General features: G+C 74.9%; 6 protein-coding genes. 3 read left to right on the top strand and 3 right to left on the bottom strand.

The features are described 5' to 3' along the window. Nucleotides 1-267 precede the first annotated feature (267 nt). The 3 genes from VKZ81_RS05515 to VKZ81_RS05505 are packed head-to-tail and all read right to left on the bottom strand — an operon-like array spanning nt 268 to nt 4,003. Nucleotides 268-1,080: a GNAT family N-acetyltransferase gene (locus VKZ81_RS05515; protein ID WP_324240318.1), complete on the bottom strand. Its 813-nt coding sequence runs from the start codon at nt 1,078-1,080 to the stop codon at nt 268-270. A 50-nt stretch (nt 1,081-1,130) separates the two neighbouring features. Then, complete coding sequence (locus VKZ81_RS05510) at nt 1,131-2,987, bottom strand: bifunctional sugar phosphate isomerase/epimerase/4-hydroxyphenylpyruvate dioxygenase family protein (protein WP_324240317.1); 1,857 nt, start codon at nt 2,985-2,987, stop codon at nt 1,131-1,133. Next, the gene (locus tag VKZ81_RS05505) at nt 2,984-4,003 is read right to left on the bottom strand and encodes a LacI family DNA-binding transcriptional regulator (protein ID WP_324240316.1); all 1,020 of its coding nucleotides are present in this window, start codon (nt 4,001-4,003) and stop codon (nt 2,984-2,986) included. The genes VKZ81_RS05510 and VKZ81_RS05505 overlap by 4 nt, the downstream gene beginning before the upstream one ends. Before the next feature lie 200 nt (nt 4,004-4,203). Between VKZ81_RS05505 and VKZ81_RS05500 the strand changes: the two genes are divergently transcribed. The 3 genes from VKZ81_RS05500 to VKZ81_RS05490 are packed head-to-tail and all read left to right on the top strand — an operon-like array spanning nt 4,204 to nt 6,862. Further along, the gene (locus tag VKZ81_RS05500; RefSeq protein ID WP_324240315.1) at nt 4,204-4,695 is read left to right on the top strand and encodes a TRAP transporter small permease; all 492 of its coding nucleotides are present in this window, start codon (nt 4,204-4,206) and stop codon (nt 4,693-4,695) included. After that, nucleotides 4,692-5,966, top strand: coding sequence for a TRAP transporter large permease (locus VKZ81_RS05495; RefSeq protein WP_324240314.1), 1,275 nt, complete (start codon nt 4,692-4,694; stop codon nt 5,964-5,966). The genes VKZ81_RS05500 and VKZ81_RS05495 overlap by 4 nt, the downstream gene beginning before the upstream one ends. Next, entirely contained in the window at nt 5,963-6,862 is a 900-nt protein-coding gene (locus VKZ81_RS05490; RefSeq protein ID WP_324240313.1) for a shikimate dehydrogenase, read from the top strand. The genes VKZ81_RS05495 and VKZ81_RS05490 overlap by 4 nt, the downstream gene beginning before the upstream one ends. The last annotated feature ends 2 nt before the right edge of the window (nt 6,863-6,864 follow it).

The raw sequence follows: 6,864 nt of genomic DNA, 5'->3' as shown, positions 1-6,864 counted from the left end.
GCGTCCCCGGTGTGCCCGGTGACGAGGGCGAGGAGCGCGTCCGTGCGGCGCGATGCCGTTGGTGACCAGTCCGGGTTCCCGTTCGCCGCTCGGCGGCCTCCGGGTCGGCCACCCTGGTGTTGGGCAAGTGGGAGGTGCCGTCGGCGAGCTGCTGCGCGATCCGCACCAGGGCGGAGGTGTCGTCGCCGATGGCGCGGCCGATCGCCCGTACCGTGGAGTAGGACCTCGCGGCGCCGCCAGGAGGCCCACCCGACGGCCGCCCGCGGCTCAGGCCTCCCGCTCCGGCCGCAGCCACACCGTCCACCGCTCCACCGCGACGTACCCCAGGTGCTCGTAGACGGGGCGGCCTTCGTCGCTGGCGAGGAGAACGGCGGGCTGCGCGGGGTTGGCGAGCGTGGCCGCCCAGGTCACGGCGGTCGCCGTGCCGCGCCCGCGGGCCGCGGGGAGGGTGGCGACGTACTCGACGATCGTGACGCCGGCGTGCTGGTGCGCGGCCGCCACGGCGGCGGGTTCGCCGTCGACGCGGGCGAGCCACACCCGGGTGTCCTGCCGCAGCAGCGACGGGTGGAGCACGTCGCCCGGCTCGACGCCGGGGAGCGGGTAGCCCTCGACGAGCACCCGCTCGGCCACAGCGAGCTCCTCGGCGTCGTGGACCTCGCGCACCTCGACCGCCGGCGGCGGTTGGGCCGCCGACCCGCGCCCGGGAAGCCGCGCCATGAGCGGCGGGTGCCCGACCAGGCCGAGCCCGTGCGCGCGCAGGTCCGGGGTGGGCCAGGCGCTCACCAGCAGGTAGGGCACGTGCGGCGGGAACAGGGTGCCGATCTCGGCGAGGACCTCGCCCGGGTCGGTCAGCGGCTGCCGGAGCACGACGGGGTTGGTCAGCGCCCCGCGGTCGCCGATCCAGCCGGCGGCCCACCGCGGGCCGGTGCGCGCGGGGCGCCCGGCGGCCGCCGCGACGGTCGTCGACCACGACGCGTGGACGAGCACGGCCTGCCGGACCAGGGTGTCCTCGGCCGGAGCGTCGGGCTCCCAGCCGGTGGCGAGGTGCTGGTCCTCGGGCGGGAGGATCGAGGTGCTCACGCGAGGAGGAGTCGCGGGCGCGGCCCCCGGCGCTACGCGGCCGCGGCTCCTCAGCCGGCGGCGGCCGTCTCCGCGAGCCGAGCGCGCCGCTGCGCCGCCATCCGGACGGGCGCGTTCGCGGCGCCGTACCCGTCGTAGCCCCCGATGCGCTGGACGACCTCGAAGAAGACGCGCCCGCCGAGCACCTCGGTGTAGAGGTGCAGGAACCTCCCGGTGGCGGTCTCGTCGTAGAACAGCCCGAGCTCGCGCATCGCGGCGAGCTGCGCCGGGTCGAGGTCGAAGCGGGCGTCGAGGTCGTCGTAGTAGTTGCCGGGGACGGTGAGCAGCGGCGCGCCTGCGTCGCGCAGGGCGCGGGCGGTGGCGACGATGTCGTCGGTCCGGAACGCGACGTGCTGCGGCGCGGGCACCCGGGGCGCCCACCCGCCGCGGCGCAGCAGCGAGGCCGTCAACGTCAGCCGCAGCGTCCGGTCGGCGTTGGTCACGGCCCGGTCGCGGATCAGGCCGAACGGCGCGGGGATCTCGGTGACGTCGTCCGGGCCGAGTCCGAGGACCTCCCGGTAGAACAGCGCGGCCTCGTCGAAGGAGTCGAACGGCTGGGTCAGCCCGACGTGGTCGACGCCCGCGAGCCCGGTGCCGCCGCCGCTCGGGGTGCCGGTCGGGAGGAAGTCGGCGGGCCAGCCGTCGGGGACCGTGCGGGTGAAGAAGACCTGGGTCCCGTCGGGTGCGGCGACGGCGGCGAGCTCCGCCTCGGCCGCCCCGCGGGTGCGGGGGAGCAGCGGCGCGAGCAGCGACGTGGCGCGCTCGGCCGAGCGGCCCGGGTCCTCGCTCTCCAGCCCGAGCGCGGCCACCTCGGCGACCCCGGTCGCCGCGGGCCGCACGACCGACGCGTTGACGAGCACCCGCGCGCCGCCCTGCTCCCACAGCTGGACCGGCTTGCTGCGGTGCTGGCCGGTGTGCGCGAACCCGAGGCGGGCCAGCACGTCGCCGACCAGCGGGCCGGAGACCCCGTCGACGGAGAGCTCGACGAAGGAGTACCCGGTGAGCCGGGGCGCCGCCGGGCGGGCCGGCAGCCCGAGGTCGGGGCGGGCGGCCGCCACCTGGTCCTCGAGCCACAGCAGGGAGCGCATGGCGTCGACGGCGGTGCGGCCGGGGTCGGCCTGCCGGAACACGTCGTTGAAGACCTCCAGCGACAGCGGCCCGTCGTAGCCGGCGTCGAGGACGTGCACGAGGAAGCCGGGCAGGTCGAACGCGCCCTGGCCGGGGAAGAGGCGGTGGTGGCGGCTCCACTGGAGCACGTCCATCTCCAGGTGCGGGGCGTCGGCGAGCTGGAGGAAGAAGATCCGGCCCCGGTCCACGGCGGCGAAGCCGGCGGGGTCCCCGCCGCGGGAGAGCACGTGGAAGCTGTCCAGGCAGAGCCCGAGCGCCGGGTGGTCGGCGCGGCGGACGACGTCCCACGAGGCGTCCCAGGTGGAGACGTGCCTGCCCCACGCGAGCGCCTCGTAGGCGATCCGCAGCCCGCGCTCGGCGGCGCGGTCCGCGGCCGCGGCCAGCTGCTCGGCCAGCTGCCCGCGGTCGGCGACGGCGTCGGGCGCGACCGAGGAGCACACGAGCACCGTGGACGTCCCCAGCTGCGCCATGACGTCGAACTTGCGCTCGATGCGGCGCAGGTTGCGCGCGAAGCGGTCGGGGTCGGTGGAGTCGAGGTCGCGGAAGGGCTGGTAGAGGTCGATGCTCAGGCCGAGGTCGGCGCAGCGGGCGGCGAGCTCGGCAGGCGACCACGGCGAGGCGATCAGGTCGGGCTCGAAGACCTCGATCCCGTCGAAGCCGGCCGCCGCGGCGGCGCCGACCTTGTCCTCGAGCGTGCCGGACAGGCAGACCGTCGCGATGGAGCGGCGGGGGGTCGTCATCGGGACCTCCGTGGGTCGGGTCGCTGGTCGGCGCTGGGCCCCGTCGAGTCCCGGATGACCAGCTGCGAGGGCAGGACGATCTGCGGCGTCGGCCCCTGGCCGCGCGGGTGGCCGAGCGACTCCAGCAGGACCTCCACCGCCGCGCGGCCCACGTTGGAGTGGGCGCCGCCGAGCGTGGTGAGCGTGGGCGTGCACAGCTCGGCGGCGAAGATGTCGTCGAAGCCGACCACGCTGACGTCGGTGGGCACCCGGATCGACCGGTCCGCGAGCCGCCGCAGGACGCCGATGGCGAGCAGGTCGTTGTGGGCGACGAGCGCGGTGGCGCCGGTCCGGATCGCGGCGTCGGCCGCGGCGCCGCCGCTCGCCACCGTCGGGGTGTACGGGCCGGTCCGCACCGCGCTCATCCCGGCCTCGGCCGCGGCGTCGCGCAGCGCCGCCCACCGGCTCACGGCCATCCAGGAGTTGGTGGGTCCGGCGAGGTAGGCGAGGGAGGTGTGCCCGAGCGAGGCCAGGTGGGCGACGATCTGCCGGCAGCCCTCCCACGGCTCGAGGACCACGCTGGCGATGCCCTCGACCTGCCGGTTGACGAGGACGACCGGCTGCCCCGCCGCCAGCTCGACGAGCTTGTCGTCCGGTTGCCGGCTCGCGGCGAGCAGGAACCCGTCGACGGAGCGCGCGAGGCGGCGGACCTGCTCGAGCTCCATCCGGGTCGACTCCTCGGCGTTGACGAGCACGAGCGTGTAGGCGGCGGCCTTGGCCCGCATCTCCGCGCCGCGGATCAGCTCGAAGAAGTGCGGGTTGGTGATGTCGGAGACGACCATCGCGATCGTCTGCGTGCGGTTCGAGGTCAGCGCCCTGGCGTGCGGGTTCGGCTGGTAGCCGAGCTCGCGCGCCGCTTGCAGCACCCGCTCCCTCGTCGCCTCCGCGATGCGGCCGGGCTTGGTGAACACGCGCGACACCGTGGAGGTGGCGACGCCCGCGACGCGCGCGACGTCGTAGATGGTCGGGTTCCCCACGCGCACATCACACTCCGACAACGAGCGCTTTGGCAACACTTGGCAACCGCTTGCCAAGTCGGCGGGCCGCCCTTACGGTCCTGCCAACCGAGACCGCTGGCACCGATGCCGGGAGGGTGGCCGATGGGCCGGGACGTGGGTCGAGATGGCTGAGGGCGCCGATGTCTGATAGCGCTGGGGCGCCCACGCGGTGGGCGCGGGTGGTGACGCTCGTGACGCGGGTGGAGCTGGCCATCGGCGCCGCCGCCCTCGTGGTCGTCTTCCTGCTGGTGCTGGTGCAGGCCGCGCAGCGCTACCTGCCGGTGTCCGGCTGGCCGTGGACCGGGGAGCTCGCGCGCTTCGCCCTCGTGTGGCTCACCGTCAGCGTGGCCGGCGTGCTGGTGACGACCGACTCGCACATCGCCCTCCAACTCGTCGACGGCATCAAGAACCCCGCGGTCCTGCGGGCGGTGCGGGTCGTCGCCGCGCTGGTCGTCGCCCTCGTCGGGGCGGCGTTCGCGGTGGAGGCCTGGGACCTGATGGCGTCCCAGGGACGCCTGAAGTCGCCGTCGCTGCGGATGCCGCTCACCTGGCTCTACTTCTTCCCGTTCCTCGGGTTCGCGAGCACCGCGGTGCGCGGGGTCGCGGCCGCGATCGGGTTCGCCCGGTCGCCGAAGCCGCCGCGGGCCACACCGGGCGAGGTGGCGGCGTGAGCCTGTTGCTGCTGAGCCTCGGGATCGTCGGGCTGCTCGCACTGCGCGTCCCGGTCGCGTTCGCGTTCCTCGGGCCGGGGCTGGTCTACATGCTCGCGATCGGCCAGTCGGTCGGCATGAGCCTGCGGCTGATCGTCAACGCCACCGCGAGCTTCCCGCTGCTGGCCGTGCCGCTGTTCGTGCTGCTGGGCGTCCTCGCCAACCGCGCCGGGATCGCCGACATGCTCGTCGACTTCGCCCTCGCCGTGCTCGGGCGGGTGCGTGGCGGGCTCGGCTACGTCAGCGTGGGGGTGAGCCTCGGGTTCTCGTGGATGAGCGGGTCCGCCGTCGCCGACGCCGCGGCGCTGGGCAAGGTCCAGATCCCGGCCATGCTCCGCAACGGCTACCCGTTGCGGTTCGGCGTCGGCGTCACCGGGGCGGCGGCGCTGATCGCGCCCGTCATGCCGCCGAGCATCCCGGCGGTGATCTTCGCGGGGCTCGCGGCCGTGTCGACCGGCGCCCTGTTCGCGGCCTCGGTCATCCCGGCGCTGCTGATGGCGGCGGGACTGTGCGTCGCGGTGTTCGTCCAGGTGCGCCGCCAGCCCGACCTCGAGCGCACCGAGTTCTCGCTCGAGCGGGTGCTCGAGACGGGCCGGCGCGTGATCGCACCGCTGGGCGCCCCGGTGATCATCCTCGGTGGCATCCTCTCCGGCGCCTTCACCCCGACCGAGGCCGCCGCCGTCGGGGCCGCCTACATGCTCCTGCTCGGCTTCGCGTACCGGACGCTGCGCGTGCGGGACCTTCCGGGGGTGCTGGTCGAGACCGTGGTGACCACGGCGGCGATCATGCTGATCGTCGCGTCCGCGGCGCTGCTCGGCTTCATCCTGGCGCGGGAGCGCGTGCCGCAGCTGCTCGCCGAGAGCATCTTCGGGTTCACCGGCGACGCGACGACGTTCCTGGTGATCACGGCGGTGCTGATGCTCGTCCTCGGCACGGTCGTGGACGCCACCGCGGCGCTCGTGCTGGTGGTGCCGATCCTGCTGCCGATCAGCGCCGGGTTCGGCGTCGACCCGATCGTGCTCGGCGTCCTGATGATCGTCACCCTGATGATCGGGCTGCTCACCCCGCCCGTCGGGACCGTGCTCTACGTGCTGAGCTCCGTCGCGCAGACGAAGGTGAGCGAGGTGTTCCGGGGCTCGGTGCCCTTCGTCGTGCCGTTCCTGGTGATCGTCGCCCTGATCATCGCCTTCCCGGACGCGGTCCTCTGGTTGCCGAAGGCGTTGGGGCTGTGAGCGGGCGGCCGAAGCAGCGTTCCTACCTGGTCGGGCTGCTCGGCCAGGGCATCGGCCCGTCGCTCTCGCCCGAGCTGCACGAGCGGGAGGGCGAACGGCAGGGGCTCCGCTACACCTACAAGGCGGTCGAGCTGCCCGACTCCCGGCTCGACCGCGAGCAGCTGCGCGACCTGCTCGCCCACGCGGTCGAGCTGGGCTTCGACGGGCTGAACGTCACCCACCCGGTCAAGCAGGTCATGGCGACGCTCGTCGACGAGCTGGCCCCGGAGGCGGCCGCCATCGGCGCGATCAACACGATCCTGGTGCACGACGGCGCCACCCGCGGCCACAACACCGACGTCACCGGCTTCGCGGCGGCGGTCGCCGACGGGCTCGCGGGCGCCGCGCTCGACCGGGTCGTGCTGATCGGGGCAGGCGGGGCGGGCACCGCCGTGGCCCACGCGCTCGCCGGGCTGGGCGTGCCGGCGCTGTCGGTCGTCGACACCGAACCCGACCGCGCGCAGGCGCTCGCCCGGTCCGTGCGGCGCCGGTGGGACGTCGAGCTCGACACCAGCACGCCCGCCGAGCTGCCGCGGCTCCTGCGCGCCGCGTCCGGGCTGGTGAACGCCACGCCCGTGGGGATGGCCGCCCACCCCGGTACACCGGTCGACCCCGCGCTCCTGCACGACGGGCTCTGGGTCGCCGACATCGTCTACCGGCCGCTCATCACCGAGCTGGTGCGGGAGGCGACCGCGCGCGGCTGTCGGGTGCTGACCGGGGCCGGGATGGCGGTCAACCAGGCCGCCGACTCCTTCGAGCTGATCACCGGGAGGCGGGCGGACCGGGCAGCCATGTTCTCCGACTTCGACGAGCTCGTCGCCGACGAGATCGGCGCGGCCAACCCACGAAGGGAATGACC

This window comes from Pseudonocardia sp. (genome assembly GCF_035305885.1).
In the GTDB taxonomy this organism is placed as follows: domain Bacteria; phylum Actinomycetota; class Actinomycetes; order Mycobacteriales; family Pseudonocardiaceae; genus Pseudonocardia.
This window is presented reverse-complemented; position numbering and strand designations above follow the sequence as displayed.